Source organism: Microbacterium testaceum (assembly GCF_001476285.1).
GTDB lineage: Bacteria > Actinomycetota > Actinomycetes > Actinomycetales > Microbacteriaceae > Microbacterium > Microbacterium testaceum_B.
On record NZ_LDRU01000067.1, the window covers coordinates 1 to 15,882 of the forward strand.

A 15,882-nucleotide genomic window follows, 5' to 3' on the forward strand; every position below is an offset into this window, starting at 1 on the left:
TGGCATCCGGGATCGACGACTCGACCGCGGGCCACGCGGGGAGCGGGTCGTCGAACGCCGTCCACGCCGTAGGGCCGGCGGCGAGCTCGGCGTCGGTCAACGCGGCGTCGTCGAGGATGTGGGCGAGCCGTGGCGCGGAGAGATCGAGTCCCGTGAACGCGATCTCCTGACCGAGGCCCATGCGGCCGTCGTCGGCTCCGATCGGTTCGATCCACATCGCCGAGCCCACGTGCTCCCACCGGGCCAGGATGCCGGGACGGCTGGCGAGACGGCAGAATCCCGCCGAGCGGACGAGGCGTCCCGCGGCCCCGTCGTCGAGCCGGTCGAGGGCGGCGGAGAGGCGCGCGGGGTGGAACGGGCGAACGTGCTCGTAGCGCAGCGTCATGACGCGGTTGTCGCGCATGTACGGGTCGTGCTCGTCGTTCAGGGCGTGGACCCACCCGGCGCGCTCGAGGATCTCGCCCTCGTGCGACGCCTCGGACGCGAGGTCGTTGAGCGGGTCGCGCGTCAGCCGGACCACCGCGCCCGGGTTCAGGTGCGACGCCAGAGCCATCTGCACGGCGAGGGCGGGTGTCGGCACCTGCTCCCAGTTGATCCAGACGATGCGGGTCGCGAGCTCGAGAGCGAGAGCGGCCTGGCGCGCGCGAGCACCGACGTCTCCACGCGTGTCGCCGGGGGCGGCGGATGCCACGAGCGCGGTGTCGTCGAGGAGGTCGCCGATCATGTGTCGGGCGTCCACGACGCAGACGGCTTCGACCTCAGCACCCCCACGTGCGGTGATCGAGTGGATGAGGTCGATGTCGGCGGCCATGTCGACGACTACGCGCTCGTCGTCGGTCCGCGGCCGAGGGAGGGGCAGCGCGTGCGCGGCGCGGAGGTCGGCGAAGCGCAGCAGATGGAGCGGCCGCGCCAAGGCGATGGCGGTTCGTTCGGCGTAGGACCGGCGTTCGGGGGCGCAGACGCCCATGATGGCGATCGTTCGGCGCATGGCATCCACCTCTCGTTTGTCAGGGAGCTCTCGACACCCTACCTTGTTAATGAGAACGGTTATCAACAAGGAGAACGCCATGAAGGTTCGTGCCTCGATCAAGTCCCTGAAGAAGCAGCCCGGCGCGCAGGTCGCGCGTCGGCGCGGCAAAGTCTTCGTGATCAACAAGCTCAATCCGCGCTTCAAGGGGCGGCAGGGGTGAGTCGTTCGTAGACTCGCGACGTGGAGTGGTGGGGTCTGATCGCCGGTGTCGCGATCGGCCTCGCGCTCGCGGGGCTCATGGCGTGGCGGGGTCGCGCGGTGCTGCGGCGACGTCAGGCGGAGGAGATTCAGGATGCCGCGACGTTCGGCTGGATGAAGCTCGATGTGCCACGCGGCGACGACCCCGGCGATAACGCGAACGAGAACCGTTCTTGATTGCCTAAACATATTGCAAATCGTTTATGTGTGTGGTCTTCTTGCGGTGTGGACAAGATCGCGGGGCTCGCTGACGCCGCGGAGCTGTTCAAGGTCCTCGGCAACGACTCGCGGCTCGCGCTCGTGTGGTTGCTGAGCCGCGAACCGCTCACGGTCGGCGCGCTCGCCGATCAGGCCGGCCTGTCGCAACCGTTGGTGTCGCAACACCTGCGCACGCTGCGGCAAGCGGGACTGGTCGAATCCGAGCGTGAGGGCAAAGAGATCCGATACGCCCTCGCCGATCAGCACGTCGCGCACGTCGTGCTCGATGCGATCGCCCACGTCCAGGAAACGACCGACCAGGGGAACGAACATGAGCACCACTGAGACCCACGCCGAGCACACCGTCGACGAGCACGCGCACGGCGACAACTGTGGACACGAGGCCGTCGAGCACGGCGACCACGTCGACTACGTGCACGGCACCCACCACCACGCGCTGCACGGCGATCACTACGACGAGCACGAGGCCCAGGCTGAGCACACCGTCGATGAGCACGCGCACGGCGACGACTGCGGACACGAGAGCGTGCAGCACGACGACCACGTCGACTACGTGCACGACGGTCACCGTCACGCGGCGCACGCCGACCACTACGACGAGCACTGAGGTGTGACGGCATCCCGCGCGACAAGCACGGCATGCCGAGTCGAGGGCCCGTTTTCCCGATGGGGGAGGCGGGCCTTCGGTGTTGACGGGGTCAGGCCTGCACGCGGAAGGCGCGTCCTTCGAAGCCCACCACGTCGCCGAGCTGCAACTGCCGCCCGCGGCGCCGTTCGACCTCGTCGTTGACCGTCACGTAGCCGTCGATGATCGCCTCTTTGGCGTCTCCGCCGGAGTCCAGGATGCCGGCGAACTTCAGGAACGCGCTGAGGCGGATGCTGTCGCTGCCGACGGGGACGTCCTGGGGTGCGGGGCGGGTCATGGTTTCAGCATGGCAGGGTCTGCGCGCAGTCCCCTTGGTGAGTGTCCACAACACCCGGACGATTTTTCGACACGTCCGGGTGTTTCGGACACTCGAGAGGCAAAGCCGCGGCCGGGAGGTCGAAGTGAAGAGCTCGGGGGGAACCGAGACGTGGACGCGACGGCGGGAGTCGAACCCGCCACGCCTTCGGTTATGAGCCGAGGCCCGGGACCGCCCGGATCGCCGCGATGTGCCCCCACGCTAACCCGGGCCCCGCGGGCCTCCTACGGGCGTTGCGGATCGTGACCGGATGTGTCGCCGTGTGGCGAAGGTGCACGCCGACTCTCCAGGATCGCCCGCGTCGAGTGCTCCAGGTGCGCGCGCACGGCCCGCTGCGGATCCGCCCACGCCTCCTCGACGTACTCGCGGTGTTCCTCGGTCAGAGCCCCGGGTGCGTACGCCGGGCGCACGTGCGTCAGCAGCAGGTGCATCTCGGAATCGAGGCGCCGATACTCCTCCGCGATCCGCGGGCTGCCGGCCGCATCGACGAGCGCGAGATGCACGCGCGCGTGCGCGTCGAGCGTCGCGGGCCAGTCTCCGGATGCCTCGGCGGCGGCGAGGGCATCGAGGGCGGCGTCGATCTCGGCCGGACGGATGCCGCGATCCCGCGCGATCCGCACCGCTTCGGTCTCGAGAGCACAGCGCAACTGCTGCAGGGCGACGAGCGCGTCGTCGTCGAGCAGCGAGACGCGGACGCCGCGGTAGGGCTCCGCGGTGACGAGGCGTTCGGCGGCGAGCCGGGTGAGGGCCGTGCGGGCGGTGTGCCGCGAGACGCCGTGCGTCGCGCTCAGCTCCTCCTCCCGAAGAGGTGTGCCGGGGGCCAGTTCGCCGGAGAGGATGCCGGCACGCACCGCGTCCGCGACGAGGTCGGCAGCGCGAGGGCCGGGTACGTGGGCTGCTGTCGCGGCGGAGGCGGGGGAGTCACGCGGGGGCCGTGGCATCCGGAACCTCCTGACGTCGACGAGACGGAACCGACACGACGGCGAGGCCGACGGCGATGAGCGCGAGGCCGAACGCGCTGACGGGTGTGAGCTGCTCGCGCAGCACGAAGAGGCCGAGAAGGGTCGCCGCGAGGGGCTCGGCGAGGGTGAGCGTCGAGACCGTGACGGCCGTCAGGCGCGCGAGCCCCCATCCGAACAGGAGGTACGCGACCGTCGTCGTGATCACTCCCAGCCAGAGCGCGAGCGCGAGACCGTTCGGGGTCGTGAGCCACGACGCTCCGGCGATCAGGAGAACCGGCAGGCTCGCGACAGCCGCGACGCCGAACACCGTTCCCATCACGCGCGTGGAGTCCCACCCCCTCTCGATCAGCGCCTTTCCGCACACCGTATAGAGGGCGTACGACATTCCCGCGCCGGCCGAGGCGAGCAGCCCGCCCGGCGCGAGCACCACCGCCCCGCCGGTCACCCCCGATACGAGCACGACGCCGGTGAGCGCGATGGCGGTGGCGAGCATCCACCGGGGTGAGGGGAGGCGGCGTGAGCGGATGGCATCCACGATCCCCGTCGCGATGGGGGCCGATCCGAGGGCGACCACTGTGCCGATCGCGACGCCGTTCTCGCGTGTCCCGAGGAAGAAGAGCGGTTGGTAGGCGAGGACGCCGATCGCTCCCACGGCGATGAGCGTGACGGTGGAGAGGCGCGATCCGCTGGGCATCGGCGTGCGCGGGCGCCGCGCGAGCGCGAGCAGACCCAGGATGCCGCCGCCGACGACGATCCGCGCCGCGCCGACCGCAAGGGGCGAGGCATCGACGCCGGCGAGCGCTTGCGCCGTCCCGGTGGTGGAGAAGCACAGTGCCGCGGCGAGGATCGCGAGGGCGGAAAGCATGGATGGATTGTTACACAATCTGGCCGCGCGTGTCGCCGCGCGGGCGGGCTGCCGTGCCGTCGTGCGGAGTTCGTTGCGGACACGCCGGTTCGGGATGCCGTGAGGCGGCGTGTCGGCCGCCAACTCCGCGCGATGGTACGCAGGGGCGGGGCGCGGGCGGCGGCGCTCGGACCCCTCCCCGGTGGGACGGACGCTCAGGAACCGCTGTGTAACGTAGGTGCATGGCGACGACGGCGGGGCGAGGCATCCTGGCCCTGATCGTCGCCGGGGGGCTCCTGGTTCTCGGAGCCGCCTCGGCCCTCCTGGTGGATCCGTTCGCGCGCACGCCCATGGTCGTCGACGCCACCACCGAGTGGCTCGCCCGCATTCTGCTGCTGTTCGGGGTCGGCTGGATCGTCGTCGGCGCGGTTGCTGCCCGCACGCGTCTCGTGCGCCGCCCCGGGGCCGCCGCCGCCCGCGCGAGCTGGATCGCCTCGACGCGGCCGTGGCGAGCGGCGGAATCGAGCCTCGGCTTGCTGCCCCTCGACCGCTGGCTCATGATCGTCGTCCCCGCGGGTGTCCTGGTCGCCACGCGTGTCGTTCAGACGCCGCGCGACGGGCTCTGGGGTGCCGCGCTCGCCGTGGTCGGGTGGCTCTTCTTCGCGATCGTGGTGCGGCTGCTGCTCGGCAAGCGCTCGCCGTGGCCGATCATCGCCGCCGTCGGGGGAGCTCTCGTCCTGCGGTGCGTCGTCGCGCTGGCCGTGATCTCGGTCTCGGGTCCCGAGGGGATCTGGCCCGCGCTGTGGGCGATGCCGGTGGTCCGCGTGCTCTATCTCGCGCTGGCGTTCGCCCTCCTGGCCTGGGTGTTCGTGGTCGCCGGCTGGTCGTTGCGCCCGCAACTGGGGCGTCGGCGTGCGACCGGTGTCGCCCTGGCCGGGATGGGGATCGCGTACGCCCTGCCCGCGGCGACGATCGCCGTCGTCGGGGCCGGCGACGCCCTGCGCTCGTGGAACGAGCAGATCGGCGTGCTGCCCTGGGATCTCGCCCGGTTCACGGGCGGGCGCGACGGTGACATCCCCGCCGAGCTCGTCATCGGCGCGGCCGTCGCGGGTGCGGTCGTGACGATCATCGGCATCCTGCTCGCTCTTCCGCAGCGCTCTCGGGAACGCTCGACGCTCTAGTCAGCTCGCCAGGGTGCGGTCGAACGGACCGCCCCGACGGATGTCGCGCACCTCTTTGCCCAGCGGCATGAGCGACACCGGCACGAGCTTGAAGTTCGCGATGCCGAGCGGGATGCCGATGATCGTGATGCACAGCGCGATGCCGGTGAGGATGTGCTCGAGGGCGAGCCACCACCCGGCGAGGATCACCCACACCACGTTGCCGAGGAACGAACCGACTCCGGCGGTCGGCTTGGCCACGATCTCGCGCCCGAAGGGCCAGAGCGCGTACAGCCCGATGCGGAACGACGCGATGCCCCACGGAATCGTCACGATGAGGATGCACAGCACGATCCCCGCCAACATGTAGCTGACGAAGAGCCAGAAGCCCGACAGGACGAGCCACAGGATGTTGAGGATGAGGCGCATGCCTCCATCATGGCGGGAGGACTCCGGATGCCAAGGGGGCGAGGCCGATGTCGGAGCCCCCGCCTAGACTTGGACGCGCCATGACCGACGCCTCCACGCCCCTGATCGTCGGCGGTCCCGCACCGTCGGATGCCCGCCCCGACGCCGACCTCCTCCAGGGGCTCAACGGCCCTCAGCGCGAGGCCGTGACTTACCGCGGGCAGGCGCTGCTCATCGTGGCGGGGGCCGGGTCGGGCAAGACGAGCGTGCTCACCCGACGTATCGCCTCGCTGCTCCGCACGCGCGAGGCCTACCCGAGCCAGATCCTCGCGATCACCTTCACCAACAAGGCCGCCGGTGAGATGCGCGAGCGCGTCCACCAGCTGATCGGTCAGAAGGCCGACGGCATGTGGATCTCGACGTTCCACTCCGCGTGCGTGCGGATCCTGCGGCGCGAGGCCGAGCAGTTCGGCTTCACCAAGGCCTTCACGATCTACGACTCGGGTGACTCGCGCGCGCTCATCAAGCGTCTCGTGAAAGAGCACGAGGGCGACTCGTTCGGCCTCACTCCCGCGGGCACGCAGAGCCGCATCTCGAAGCTCAAGAACGAGCTCGCCGACGCGGAGTCATACGCGCGATCGGCCAATATGAGCGACCCTGCCGAGCGCATCTTCGTCGAGATCTTCTCGTCGTATCAGCGTGAGCTGCAGCGGGCCAACGCCTTCGACTTCGACGACCTCATCGCGCAGACCGTCTACCTGTTCCGCGCCTTCCCGCAGGTCGCGGACCGCTATCGCAAGCGCTTCCGCCACATCCTGGTCGATGAGTATCAGGACACCAACCACGCGCAGTACGCGCTGATCCACGAGCTCACGCGGCCGGTCGGCTCCGACGCCGAGCCGTTCTCCTCTGGCGGAATGATGATCTTCGACGCGGAGCCCGCGGGCGACGATGCCGCGTCGCTCACGGTCGTCGGCGACTCCGACCAGTCGATCTACGCGTTCCGCGGCGCCGACATCCGCAACATCAGCGAGTTCGAGCGCGACTACCCGGGTGCCAAGGTCGTGCTGCTCGAGCAGAACTACCGCTCGACGCAGAACATCCTGTCGGCCGCCAACGCGGTGATCTCGAACAACTTCGACCGCAAAGACAAGAAGCTGTGGACCGACGTCGGGGCGGGCGACCCGATCATCGGCTTCACCGGCTACTCGCAGCACGACGAGGCGCAATTCGTCGCCGACGAGATCGAGGCGCTGCACAAGAAGGGCGTCGACTACTCCGGTATCGCGGTCTTCTACCGCACCAACTCGCAGTCGCGAGCGCTGGAAGAGATCTTCATCCGCTCCGCTGTGCCTTACAAGATCATGGGCGGCACGAAGTTCTACGAGCGCGCCGAGATCAAAGACGCGCTCGCCTACCTGGTCGCGGTGGCGAACCCGGCCGACGGCATGGCGGTACGCCGCATCCTGAACCGCCCCCGACGCGGCATCGGCGACGTGACCGAGACGGCCATCGCGCGCTACGCCGCCGAGCACGACATCACCTTCCGCGACGCCCTGGCCAACTCCGCGCAGATCGGCGTCGGGCCGAAGCTCCAGAAGGCGATCGACCAGCTCGACGCGGTGCTCACCGAGGCCACGGCGATCATGCTCCCGTCATCCGGAGAGCTCGCCCCCTCCACCTCGGTCACCGAAGGTCTCACTCTGCTGCTCAACAAGAGCGGGTACTTCGACGCCCTGCGTGCGAGCAAAGACCCGCAAGACGAAGCCCGCCTCGAGAACCTCGACGAGCTCATCGCCGTCACGCGAGAGTTCGCACGGAACAACCCCGAGGGGACGGTCATCGACTTCCTCACCGAGGTGACGCTGGTGGCGGATGCCGACGACCTCGACGACGCGTCCGGCTCGGTGTCCCTTATGACCCTGCACACCGCGAAGGGCCTCGAGTACGACGCCGTCTTCCTGACCGGTGTCGAGGAAGACCTGCTCCCGCACCGGATCTCGGCGAATGAGCCCGGCGGTCCGCAGGAGGAGCGGCGACTCTTCTACGTCGGCATCACGCGCGCGCGTAAGCGTCTGCACGTGTCGCTCGCGATGACCCGCGCGCAGTTCGGCGAGGTCACGGTGGCGATGCCGAGCCGCTTCCTGCAAGAGATCCCGGCCGACCTCATCGATTGGCGCCAGTCTCCGGGCGACGTCAACGGTCGAGGCGGGTCGCAGTCGCGCGCGCTGAACGCGCGCGGCCGCCGCCCGGGTCAGAGCGGGGGCGGAAGCCGCTACGGCGACGACCTCGTCCCGCTGCCGAAGCGCGCGCCGGCCGACCCCAGCAAGTTCCCGAACCGCATCCCCGCCAAGGTCCGCGACAACGGCGACATGGTGCTGGCGTCGGGCGATCGCATCCGTCACGACGACTTCGGTGAGGGGCGTGTGGACGCCGTCACGGGCGAGGGGGCGAAGCGCGTCGCGCACGTGCGCTTCGACACCGTGGGCCCGAAGAAGCTGCTGATCAAGATCGCGCCGATCACGAAGCTGTAGCCGGAGGGTCACCTCCGAGTTCACCCGGCGGAGACACGAGGAGAAGGCGCGCGGCTAGGCTGGCCCAATGGCTCTTTTCTCGCGCCGAAACAAGTCCGACGACCGCGCTGACACCACGATCGAACCGGGCGAGCAGCCCGTCGACCCGGCCGGTCCGAGCGACGCCACCGATTCCGCGGACGCCGGCACCGACGCCGCCGCCCCGCCCACCCCCAGCGTGACCATCTCGACCTCCTCCTTCCGCGGGGTCGGCGCCGCCCCCGAGACCCCGTCGACCCCTCCGGTCGCGGCGCGTCCGTCCGCTCGGCAGCCCGGCCCGATGGAGGCGCCCGAGGGCTTCGAGTCGATCCCCGGCCTGCGCGACAACGCGCTTCTCGCGACGGCGCTGGCCGAGATCAAGGGCCAGCCGGAGCCTCCCCAGCTGCTGAACGTCGCTCGCCAGTTGCTGCAGGGACACGTCTTCCTGCGCGTGAAGGGCGACGCACGCGCTCTTCTCGCCGAGGGCAAGGACCTGCCCCTCGCGATCGCGACCCGCGGAGACGAACAGCTCGTCCTCGCCTACAGCAGTGGCCAGGCGCTCAGCAAGAGCGTCGAGGCCGACGGTGACCGCGACACGTCCGCGATGGGGCAGCCGATCATGGCGCTCCTGCGGCACGTCCTCGACGGTCCGTACGCCGGAATCGTCCTCGACCCGGCGTCCGACGACGCGCGTGCCGTGCTCCCGTCGGCGCTGCTGGAGCGCATGGTCGGCGAGGCCGATGAGCAGCTGCGCGTCAAGACGGCGCTCAGCGAGAAGCGCACCGACGACACGGCATCCGCGATCGTCTCCGCCATCGTCGACGGCGTCCCGCTCTGGATCGCGGTGAACCAGACCGAAGAGGGCGGAGCGGTCGGGGTCGCCGAGTCCCGCTCGGCCACGGGCGAGCGTTTCCTCGAGGTGTTCTCGCACCCGCTCGAACTCCTCGCGCTCGGCCGCGGCGACCAGCCCGTGCCGCTCAAGGCGGAACAGCTGGCCAAGGCCCTCGCGAGCGACGAGGGGCTCACCGGCCTGCTCGTCGATCCCGCCGGCCCGTGGATCCGTCTGTCGCGCGCCGACCTCGCCCCGGTGCTGGCGCTCGCGGAGTAGATCCGCCGTTCCCGGCCGCTACGTCGGCCCGAGCGGGCGAAACTCCTGAGTTTTCGCGGCGTCGCCTCTCCGGTGGTCGCCGCGCGGCGCAAAACCGGTAGATCCTCAGGAGTTTCGCCCACGGGCGGACGCCGTGGATTCGGGCGTCCGAAGCGTCAGACCCCGTACAACTCGCCGACCGGGACGGCGACCGGCAGGACGTTACCCGCAGGTGCGAGCGGGCACGCCCACATCGGGTCGTACGCGCACGAGGGGTTGTACGCGAAGTTGAAGTCGATCACGAGCGTCTCCGGAGTCGCGCCCCGGCCGAGGTCGGCGCCCTTGATCGTGTCGATGAGGTAGCGGCCGCCGCCGTAGGTCCCGCCGGGGCGCCCGGCTGCGGCATCCCGAACCGGCACGAACAAGCCTCCGCCGTACGAGGTCAGCCGCCACACGTCGAGAGACCCCGTGTCGGGCAGCTCGACGCGGCCGATGCGTTCGAAGCCCACTTCGCCGTCGGTTCCGGTCGTGGCGACGAACGACGCTTCGTCGGCGTCGAGCAGCGGGACTTCGAACCGCCACGCCGCGTCGTAGGGCGCGAGCGGGAGACCCGTGAACGCCTCACGCTGCTCGGGGAGCAGAGGCGTCGCGGGATGCCCGGCGAAGAGCGCGTCGCGCTCGATACGCCAGAGCTCGTGCGCCTCTTCGGGGTCATCCGCCTCGCGCACGGCGTCGTAGAGGGCGAACACGCGGCGACGCCAGTCGGCGATCTCGAGGGCGGTGCGGGCAGCGGCGGAGGTCATCCTCCGAGCGTACGGGCGGCCGGATGCCAGAGCTCGGGGTGGACAGCGGGCGGCTGCCGTGATGCTCTGGGCCTCCCCGGCCCCGGATCCGGCGTGCACCTCGAGCGCGTGCGCAGGGGATCGCATGGTCCGGGCCCCGGAACGCGACGACCACGATCGCAACGGGGCAGACACGACCCCGGCCCGCGCACTAGCGTCGGGGCATGGCATCCCCTCGCATCACCCTGACCGCACCGGGCCCGCACGGGGACCGGGAGATCGGGCTCTCGAGCCCCGACCGGGTGCTGTGGCCCGAGGTGGGCATCACGAAGCGCGAGCTGGCGGAGTACTTCCTCGCCGTCGCCGATCCGTTCCTCGCGGCCAACGGGAATCGCCCTGTCTCGCTCGAACGCTTTCCCGAGGGCATCGGCGGGGAGAGCTTCTTCTCGAAGAACCCGCCGAAAGGGGCGCCCGACTTCGTCGAGGCGGTCACCGTCACGTACAACAGCGGGCGGCGGCATCCGCAGCTCATCGTCACCGAGATCGGCACCGTCGTCTGGGCGGCGCAGATGAACACGATCGTCTTCCATCCGTGGGCGTCTCTCGCGAGCGACCCCGATCACCCCGTCGAACTGCGCATCGACCTCGACCCGCAGCCGGGTACGGGCATTACCGAAGCTGTCGCGGCGGCGCACGAGCTGCGCGCCGTGCTTCGCGAGGCGGGTCTCGAGGCCTGGATCAAGACGAGCGGCAATCGTGGCCTGCACGTGTTCTGCCCGATCGAGCCGACGCACGAGTTCCTCGACGTGCGGCACGCGGTGATCGCCGCGGCCCGTGAGCTGGAGCGACGGATGCCGGATGCCGTGACCACCAACTGGTGGAAGGAGGAGCGGGGGCAGCGCATCTTCGTCGACTTCAACCAGGCGAACCGAGACCGCACGATGGCCGGGGCGTACTCTCCACGCGCGCTGCCGACCGCGACCGTGTCGACGCCGATCGGGTGGGACGAGCTCGACGGCCTCGACCCGAGCGCGTTCACGGTGCGCTCGATTCCCGAGCGGTTGGCATCCATCGGCGACCCGTGGGCGGACTTCGCGGCGAATCCCGGCCGCATCGACACGTTGTTGGAGTGGTGGCAGCGTGACCTCGAGAACGGTCTGGGGGAGTTGCCGTTCCCGCCGGAGTTCCCGAAGATGCCCGGCGAGCCGCCGCGCGTGCAACCGTCGCGCGCGAAGGCCCCCGAGGCCTGAGCCCGGCCGCGCGGCTGGCTCAGTCGAGCACGCCGCCCAGGTCGTACGCGTTCACGGCCTCGAGCTGCGCGAACGTGCAGGAGCGGGCGTCGCGGTCGGGACGCCACCGTTCGAACTGCACCGTGTGGCGGAAGCGCATGCCCTCGAGCTGGTCGTAGCGCACCTCGAGCACGCGTTCGGGACGCAGCCGGACGAACGACACATCCTTGGATGCCGAGAACCGGGAGCGATCGGTCTCGCCGACGACCGCCTCGCCATCGGCATCCCGCTCGACCAAGGGTGCGAGCTCGTCGATCAGCTCGAGACGACGCTTGTCGGTCCAGGCGGAGACGCCGCCGACGCCGTGCAGTCGACCCTCGTCGTCGTAGAGCCCGACGAGGAGCGAGCCGACGCCCTGCCCCGACTTGTGGATGCGATACCCCAGCGCGACCACGTCAGCCGTGCGGGCGTGCTTGATCTTGAACATCGTGCGCTTGTTCGGCGCGTACGGCTGAGCCAGCGGCTTCGCGACCACGCCGTCGAGGCCCGCGCCCTCGAACTCGGCGAGCCAGCGGCGCGCGAGGTCGGGATCGTCGGTCGTTCGCGTGACGTGAACCGGGTGGGGGACCGTGCCGAGCAGATCTTCGAGCTGCGCCCGTCGCGCGGAGAAGGACTCGGACTGCAGATCACGGTCGCCGCGTGCGAGCAGGTCGAAAGCGATGAACATGGCCGGGGTCTCTTGCGACAGCATCGTCACGCGCGAGGCGGCGGGGTGGATGCGCTGCGACAGCGCCTCCCAGTCGAGGCGCTGGGCGCCGGGCTCGCCGCGCGCGACGACCACTTCGCCGTCGATCAGGCAGGGTTCGGGCAAGATCTCGGCGAAGGCCGCCACGAGCTCGGGGAAGTAGCGCGTGAGGGGCTTCGCCCCGCGGCTCCCGATCTCGACGTCGGTGCCGTCCCACGACACGAGCGCCCGGAAGCCGTCCCACTTGGGCTCGTAGCTGAACCCGCCGTCGACCTTGCTGTGGTCGGGGATCGCCGGTATGGCCTTCGCCAGCATCGGCGCCGGGATCTCGTACGCCACGGTGTCAGTCCGAGCTCTCGTCACCGGCCAGGGGGACCGGGTTCCGCCGCTTCTTGCGGCGCGCCCACTCGGCAGGCTTGTCAGGGCCGTTCCAGACGGTGATGATGCCCCACGCGACGGCGGTGAGCGGCACCGCGAGCAGCGTGCCCAGGATGCCGCCGATCGCCGTTCCGCCGGCGAGCACGACCAGGACGACGAAGGAGTGCAGCTTCATCGTGCGCCCCATGAGGACGGGCTGGAGGAAGTTGCCCTCGAGCTGGTTCACCAGCACGACCACGCCGACGACGATCAGCGCGACGATCGGCCCGTTCGTGACGAGAGCGACGAGCGCGGCGAGGATGCCCGCGGTCACCGCACCGACGATCGGGATGAACGCCAGGAGGAACACGAGGACCGCGAGCGGCAGCGCGAGCGGCACCTGCAGGATGAGCAGACCGATGTAGATGCCGACCGCGTCGACGGCGGCGACGGAGGCCGTGCCGCGAACGTAGGAGCCGAGGACCGTGACGGTCTTGTCGCCGATGCGGCGCGCGCGGTCGTAGTGACTGCCGTGGAACGGCCGCAGGACGAACTCCCACATACGCGGGCCGTCCTTCAGGAAGAAGAACAGGATGACGACCATCAGCACGAAACCGGTGACGAACGACGCGATCGCGCTGACACCGGCCAGGGCCCCCGTGCCGAACTGCGAGCTCGTGACGAAGTCTTGAATGCCCTGCACGACCTGGTTGACCTGGTCGGGTGAAACGGCGAACGGGAGGGTGTGGTACCAGTCCTGAGCCTGTTCGAAGCCCTTCGTCGCCTGCGACGACAGGTAGTCCCACTGGTTGATGACCGCGTTGACGACGAGCCAGCCGAGCGCGGTCAGGACGACGACGACGGCGAGGAGCGTCAGGAGCGTCGCGAGGACCGAGGGCACGCCCTTCTTGCGCATCCACATGGTCACGGGCCCGAATGCGGAGGCGAAGATGAGGGCCAGGATCAGGGGGATGATGACGAGCGTCACCTGCTGGATGCCCCAGATCAGCCCCGCCACGAGGACCACGACGACGATGATCTGCACAGCCCGCACCGCGAGGCGACCGAAGCCGTCGGCCCACAGGCTCTTCGGTGGCGGCTCGACCGCTGCCGCGGCGGAGGCGATGGCGTCGCGGGGCGCGGGATGACGAGAGAACAGGCCCATGCGATGACGTTAGCGCGAGGCTCCGACATGACCCGCGCGGCTTGCGCGGGTCGCCGTCGCGGATTAGACGAACGCGCTCATCCCGGTGATGTCGCGACCGAGGAGGAGCGCCTGGACGCTCTCGGTGCCCTCGTACGTGTGGATCGCCTCGATGTCGGCCATGTGCTGCATGACCCCGTTCTCGAGCAGGATGCCGTTGCCGCCGAGCAGGTCGCGCGCGATCGCCGCCACGCGGCGGGCGGCTCGCGTGTTGTGGTACTTCGCGAGCGATGCCTGCGTGGGGCGCAGGCCGCCCGAGGCCTCGAGGTCGGCGAGGCGGCGGCAGTAGAGCTGCATCGCGGTGAGCTCGTCGAGCATCTGTGTCAGGCGTTCCTGCACCATCTGGAACTTCGCGAGGGGCTTTCCGAACTGCATGCGTTCGGTGGCGTATGTCCGCGCGATCTCGTAGCAGGCCGTCGCGTGGCCCAGAGCCGACCAGGCCACCCCCGACCGCGTGGCGAACAGCACGGTGGACGCGTCCTTGAAGGTGTGGGTGCCGGGGAGGACGGCATCCGGAGTCAGGCGCACGCCGTCCATCGCGATGTGCGCCTGATGGATGCCACGGAGCGAGACCTTTCCCGTGATGACGGTGCCGGTGTACCCCGGGGTGTCCTGCTCGACGAGGAAGCAGCGCACCTTGTCGTGGTCGTCATCGCCCTCGGCGTCGACGCGGGCCCAAACGAAGGTGATGCCGCCGGAGGCGCCGTTGCCGATCCATTTCTTCGTGCCGCTGAGCGACCATCCGTCGGCCGTGCGGGTCGCGGTGGTCTCGAGCGAGACCGAGTCGGAACCGTGGTCGGGCTCGGTCAGCGCGAAAGCGCCGAGGACCGTGCCGTCGGCGAGCGGCTTCAGCCAGCGCTCCTGCTGTTCGGGGGACCCGAAGAGGGCGAGCGTGCGGAGCGCCAGGCCGCCCTGCACCGCGAGAGCCGTGGCGAGCGAACCGTCGTGGCGCGACACCTCCATGTTCACGAGGCCGGCGGCGAGCGGCGAGGAGTCCGGCAGGTCGGGGTGCTCGATGCCGTCGGTGAACAGCTCGAGCTCGCCCATGCGCCGGAGGAGCTCGACGGGGTAGGTCGCGGCATCCCACTCTCCCTGCATGCGCGTGCCGACCGCGTCGCAGAACGCCTTCGCGCGATCCCAGACCGCGCGGTCGGCCTCGGGGATGTCGGCGAACACGCCGTAGTAGTCGGTGTCGCGGCGGCCGAGAAGGTCGTAGTGCGAGACGCGCTCGCCGGGGAGCGTGCGGGCATCGGCATCGATGGTCATGGTTCCCAGTATCGCTCAAGTTGGTACTGGGTGTCACGCTGTGATCTCGTGCCGTGTGTCGTGGAATCGTCGGCCGCGGGCGGGATGCGGCGCTGAGTGTCCAGAACACCCGGGCAGTGTCGCGCTCGCTTCCGGGTGTTTCGGACACTCACGCGCCTCGCGGTGTGACGACGGCGGGATCACGCGGGGAAGCGAGGGCGCGCCGGGTAGGGTCGCGAGGGTGAGCGCGCTGACCTTCCTCCCCGCGGTGGAGAACCCCGAACTTCTGGCCGCACCGGTCGCTGCGCGATCGCGGCGATGGATGCCACGACCGCCGCGCGCATCGAGGTGGCGGCCGTCGACCCGGCGCTGGCCGACACCGCCGCGTTCTGCGAGGCCTACGGTCAGAGCCTGGACATCTCGGCGAACTGCCTGGTCGTGCAGGGGACCCGCGGCGGCGTCACCTCGACGGCGGCCTGTCTCGCCCTGGCGACGACCCGCCTCGACGTCAACGGCGCGGTCCGGCGCCTGCTCGACGCGCGCAAGGCGACCTTCGCCCCGATGGACGACGCCGTCGCCCAGACCGGCATGGAGTACGGCGGGATCACGCCGCTCGGCATCCCTTCCGCGTGGCGTCTGCTGCTCGACGCGCGCGTAGCCGCGCTGCCGCGGGCGATCATCGGTGCCGGGATCCGCGGCGCGAAGCTGTTCCTTCCCGGTGAGGTCCTGGCATCCCTCGCCGGCGCCGAGGTGATCGAGGACCTCGCGAAGCCCGTCGCCTGACCGTGCGGCCCTGCCGCCGGTGCTGTGGCGGTGTTCCTCCGGCGCGTGCGGAGTTGAGTGTCCAGGACACGCCGCAACGTGCGCGTCCGTTACGGCGTGTTTTGGACACTCAACG

The 15,882-nt window shown here is 70.1% G+C and carries 18 protein-coding genes and 1 tRNA gene; 9 read left to right on the forward strand and 10 right to left on the reverse strand.

The genetic code is table 11. The features are described 5' to 3' along the window. On the reverse strand, nt 1-988 hold a 988-nt coding region (locus NS283_RS12105), incomplete at its 3' end, for a GTP-binding protein (protein ID WP_058597137.1). Between the two features lie 79 nt (nt 989-1,067). Here NS283_RS12105 and ykgO point away from each other — a divergent pair. The 4 genes from ykgO to NS283_RS12125 are packed head-to-tail and all read left to right on the forward strand — an operon-like array spanning nt 1,068 to nt 2,054. Beyond that, nucleotides 1,068-1,190, forward strand: a complete 123-nt coding sequence (ykgO, locus tag NS283_RS12110; RefSeq protein WP_058597122.1) for a type B 50S ribosomal protein L36 — start codon at nt 1,068-1,070, stop codon at nt 1,188-1,190. 20 nt (nt 1,191-1,210) lie between these two features. Further along, nucleotides 1,211-1,405 carry a hypothetical protein gene (locus tag NS283_RS12115; RefSeq protein WP_058597123.1) on the forward strand — a complete coding sequence of 65 codons (195 nt, stop codon included), beginning with the start codon at nt 1,211-1,213 and terminating at the stop codon, nt 1,403-1,405. Nucleotides 1,406-1,453: 48 nt separating this feature from the next. After that, the gene (locus NS283_RS12120) at nt 1,454-1,771 is read left to right on the forward strand and encodes an ArsR/SmtB family transcription factor (protein ID WP_058597124.1); all 318 of its coding nucleotides are present in this window, start codon (nt 1,454-1,456) and stop codon (nt 1,769-1,771) included. Further along, nucleotides 1,758-2,054, forward strand: coding sequence for a hypothetical protein (locus NS283_RS12125; protein WP_058597125.1), 297 nt, complete (start codon nt 1,758-1,760; stop codon nt 2,052-2,054). Before NS283_RS12120 ends, NS283_RS12125 begins: the two co-directional genes overlap by 14 nt. Before the next feature lie 91 nt (nt 2,055-2,145). Here the strand turns inward: NS283_RS12125 and NS283_RS12130 are convergent, their stop codons facing one another. The 4 genes from NS283_RS12130 to NS283_RS12140 form a co-directional block, all read right to left on the reverse strand. After that, nucleotides 2,146-2,370 carry an RNA-binding S4 domain-containing protein gene (locus NS283_RS12130; RefSeq protein WP_058597126.1) on the reverse strand — a complete coding sequence of 75 codons (225 nt, stop codon included), beginning with the start codon at nt 2,368-2,370 and terminating at the stop codon, nt 2,146-2,148. A gap of 151 nt (nt 2,371-2,521) precedes the next feature. Beyond that, nucleotides 2,522-2,597: transfer RNA gene (locus tag NS283_RS18700), tRNA-Met, on the reverse strand. 36 nt (nt 2,598-2,633) lie between these two features. After that, complete coding sequence (locus tag NS283_RS12135) at nt 2,634-3,350, reverse strand: GntR family transcriptional regulator (RefSeq protein ID WP_058597127.1); 717 nt, start codon at nt 3,348-3,350, stop codon at nt 2,634-2,636. After that, a complete protein-coding gene (locus NS283_RS12140; protein WP_058597128.1) occupies nt 3,331-4,236 on the reverse strand; it encodes a DMT family transporter in 906 nt (301 codons plus the stop codon). Before NS283_RS12140 ends, NS283_RS12135 begins: the two co-directional genes overlap by 20 nt. 221 nt (nt 4,237-4,457) lie before the next feature. Here NS283_RS12140 and NS283_RS12145 point away from each other — a divergent pair, with 221 nt between their 5' ends. Further along, complete coding sequence (locus NS283_RS12145) at nt 4,458-5,396, forward strand: hypothetical protein (protein WP_058597129.1); 939 nt, start codon at nt 4,458-4,460, stop codon at nt 5,394-5,396. On the opposite strand, the gene NS283_RS12150 is transcribed toward NS283_RS12145, so the two are convergent. Further along, nucleotides 5,397-5,804 (reverse strand): YccF domain-containing protein, encoded by a 408-nt coding sequence (locus tag NS283_RS12150; RefSeq protein WP_058597130.1) that lies wholly within the window; start codon nt 5,802-5,804, stop codon nt 5,397-5,399. It lies immediately after the preceding gene. 80 nt (nt 5,805-5,884) lie between these two features. On the opposite strand from NS283_RS12150, the gene NS283_RS12155 reads away from it, so the two are divergent. Continuing rightward, the gene (locus tag NS283_RS12155) at nt 5,885-8,317 is read left to right on the forward strand and encodes an ATP-dependent helicase (protein ID WP_058597131.1); all 2,433 of its coding nucleotides are present in this window, start codon (nt 5,885-5,887) and stop codon (nt 8,315-8,317) included. 67 nt (nt 8,318-8,384) lie between these two features. Then, entirely contained in the window at nt 8,385-9,443 is a 1,059-nt protein-coding gene (locus tag NS283_RS12160) for an SseB family protein (RefSeq protein ID WP_058597132.1), read from the forward strand. A gap of 155 nt (nt 9,444-9,598) precedes the next feature. Here NS283_RS12160 and NS283_RS12165 read toward each other — a convergent pair whose 3' ends face one another. Next, nucleotides 9,599-10,225, reverse strand: coding sequence for a DUF1684 domain-containing protein (locus NS283_RS12165; protein WP_058597133.1), 627 nt, complete (start codon nt 10,223-10,225; stop codon nt 9,599-9,601). A gap of 203 nt (nt 10,226-10,428) precedes the next feature. On the opposite strand from NS283_RS12165, the gene ligD reads away from it, so the two are divergent. Continuing rightward, nucleotides 10,429-11,454 (forward strand): non-homologous end-joining DNA ligase, encoded by a 1,026-nt coding sequence (ligD, locus tag NS283_RS12170; protein WP_058597134.1) that lies wholly within the window; start codon nt 10,429-10,431, stop codon nt 11,452-11,454. A gap of 19 nt (nt 11,455-11,473) precedes the next feature. On the opposite strand, the gene NS283_RS12175 is transcribed toward ligD, so the two are convergent. From NS283_RS12175 to NS283_RS12185, 3 genes are all read right to left on the reverse strand, one after another. Further along, nucleotides 11,474-12,517: an ATP-dependent DNA ligase gene (locus NS283_RS12175; RefSeq protein ID WP_193752677.1), complete on the reverse strand. Its 1,044-nt coding sequence runs from the start codon at nt 12,515-12,517 to the stop codon at nt 11,474-11,476. 4 nt (nt 12,518-12,521) lie between these two features. Beyond that, a complete protein-coding gene (locus tag NS283_RS12180) occupies nt 12,522-13,700 on the reverse strand; it encodes an AI-2E family transporter (protein ID WP_058597135.1) in 1,179 nt (392 codons plus the stop codon). 63 nt (nt 13,701-13,763) lie between these two features. Then, on the reverse strand, nt 13,764-15,005 hold the full coding sequence (locus NS283_RS12185; RefSeq protein WP_058597136.1) for an acyl-CoA dehydrogenase family protein: 1,242 nt from the start codon (nt 15,003-15,005) through the stop codon (nt 13,764-13,766). A 297-nt stretch (nt 15,006-15,302) separates the two neighbouring features. On the opposite strand from NS283_RS12185, the gene NS283_RS12190 reads away from it, so the two are divergent. Continuing rightward, nucleotides 15,303-15,767 carry a YbaK/EbsC family protein gene (locus tag NS283_RS12190; protein WP_241492242.1) on the forward strand — a complete coding sequence of 155 codons (465 nt, stop codon included), beginning with the start codon at nt 15,303-15,305 and terminating at the stop codon, nt 15,765-15,767. The last annotated feature ends 115 nt before the right edge of the window (nt 15,768-15,882 follow it).

What these genes read in the sequence shown, in the direction of transcription:
- NS283_RS12140 (WP_058597128.1), bottom strand. Translation starts at nt 4,236, where the DNA reads ATGCTTTCCGCCCTCGCGATCCTCGCCGCGGCACTGTGCTTCTCCACC.
- NS283_RS12165 (WP_058597133.1), bottom strand. Translation starts at nt 10,225, where the DNA reads ATGACCTCCGCCGCTGCCCGCACCGCCCTCGAGATCGCCGACTGGCGT.
- NS283_RS12190 (WP_241492242.1), top strand. Translation starts at nt 15,303, where the DNA reads ATGGATGCCACGACCGCCGCGCGCATCGAGGTGGCGGCCGTCGACCCG.
- NS283_RS12125 (WP_058597125.1), top strand. Translation starts at nt 1,758, where the DNA reads ATGAGCACCACTGAGACCCACGCCGAGCACACCGTCGACGAGCACGCG.
- NS283_RS12130 (WP_058597126.1), bottom strand. Translation starts at nt 2,370, where the DNA reads ATGACCCGCCCCGCACCCCAGGACGTCCCCGTCGGCAGCGACAGCATC.
- NS283_RS12155 (WP_058597131.1), top strand. Translation starts at nt 5,885, where the DNA reads ATGACCGACGCCTCCACGCCCCTGATCGTCGGCGGTCCCGCACCGTCG.
- ykgO (WP_058597122.1), top strand. Translation starts at nt 1,068, where the DNA reads ATGAAGGTTCGTGCCTCGATCAAGTCCCTGAAGAAGCAGCCCGGCGCG.
- NS283_RS12180 (WP_058597135.1), bottom strand. Translation starts at nt 13,700, where the DNA reads ATGGGCCTGTTCTCTCGTCATCCCGCGCCCCGCGACGCCATCGCCTCC.
- NS283_RS12185 (WP_058597136.1), bottom strand. Translation starts at nt 15,005, where the DNA reads ATGACCATCGATGCCGATGCCCGCACGCTCCCCGGCGAGCGCGTCTCG.
- ligD (WP_058597134.1), top strand. Translation starts at nt 10,429, where the DNA reads ATGGCATCCCCTCGCATCACCCTGACCGCACCGGGCCCGCACGGGGAC.
- NS283_RS12160 (WP_058597132.1), top strand. Translation starts at nt 8,385, where the DNA reads ATGGCTCTTTTCTCGCGCCGAAACAAGTCCGACGACCGCGCTGACACC.
- NS283_RS12135 (WP_058597127.1), bottom strand. Translation starts at nt 3,350, where the DNA reads ATGCCACGGCCCCCGCGTGACTCCCCCGCCTCCGCCGCGACAGCAGCC.
- NS283_RS12145 (WP_058597129.1), top strand. Translation starts at nt 4,458, where the DNA reads ATGGCGACGACGGCGGGGCGAGGCATCCTGGCCCTGATCGTCGCCGGG.
- NS283_RS12150 (WP_058597130.1), bottom strand. Translation starts at nt 5,804, where the DNA reads ATGCGCCTCATCCTCAACATCCTGTGGCTCGTCCTGTCGGGCTTCTGG.